This is a genomic window from Pseudovibrio sp. POLY-S9, assembly GCF_001431305.1.
Classification (GTDB): domain Bacteria; phylum Pseudomonadota; class Alphaproteobacteria; order Rhizobiales; family Stappiaceae; genus Pseudovibrio.
This window is the reverse complement of the sequence record NZ_LCWX01000105.1, coordinates 1-519: the sequence shown is the minus strand read 5'-3', so window position 1 is coordinate 519 and position 519 is coordinate 1. Positions and strand designations below refer to the sequence as shown.

At 53.6% G+C, this 519-nt stretch carries 1 protein-coding gene; it reads right to left on the bottom strand.

All coding sequences use genetic code 11. The annotated features are described in order from the left end of the window. Positions 1-519 (bottom strand): hypothetical protein (locus tag PPL9_RS08795; protein WP_200962184.1); only part of this gene is annotated, 519 nt, incomplete at both ends.

The window sequence follows — 519 nt, the reverse complement described above, 5'->3', positions numbered from 1 at the left end:
ACGGAGCCTTGCTGACCTGCTGGGATGGCTGAAGCATCCAGTGCCAGAATGATTGCAGGCGTGCCGTTGATCGAGCCAATAAGTTGACCATTTGAGACTGCCCAGTTGATATTGAGAGCCGCATCTCCATTGGTGATTGTGATGCCTGAGGTATCACCAAATGCGAATGTGGTGAGTTCATCAGAGCCTGCTGTGAAGGTGAGGGTGCTGGAGATGTCTGTCTCGGCTGTGCTGGTTGGATCAGAGCCTGTGATGTTGCCCGCTGCCAGATCATTTTGATCCTGCGTTGTATCAATAGCTGCCTCGTTGACCGTGAGGATCAGATCTACCGCTTCACCGGGCAAGTTGTCTGGTGGTGTCGGTGAGGCTCCGTCGGTGATGGTGATGGTCTGTGTGTCAGTTGTTGTATCTCCATCAGTATCCGTTGCGGTGATGGTGAAGGCTTGCTCCTGCGGGCCATCGTTGTCGAGATTGGTCGTAGCTTCAAAGGAGTAGGTACCATCCGGATTGACGGTGAGC